Genomic DNA, 353 nt, shown 5'->3' on the forward strand with positions numbered 1-353 from the left:
TTAAAGATAGAATTTTTAAATTTTGTTTAACAAGATTTAACATTTTTATTACATTAAATATGAATATCATCGCATAAAAATCATATTTCTCAGTAAATTAGTGTTTTTTCATTCATTTTTTTTAAGAATTTTTAACCTTGATTTTTCCCCGAATTCAAAACACCCCCCCTGCTTTTATCATTTATATATAGGAAAATCGGTCAAAAACTAGCATTTTTTCGCTTTTTTTTACTATATTGTAAACTTTCAAAAAACCTTCATCGCTATATAAGCGTTGGCAACTATGAAATGTAGAAGGTTCTTATTGACAAATAAAACAAACACTTCAATAAAAAATTAAAACAAAGACTAAA

The sequence above is a fragment of the Sphingobacterium sp. UBA7625 genome (assembly GCF_002484085.1).
In the GTDB taxonomy this organism is placed as follows: Bacteria; Bacteroidota; Bacteroidia; order Sphingobacteriales; family Sphingobacteriaceae; genus Sphingobacterium; species Sphingobacterium athyrii.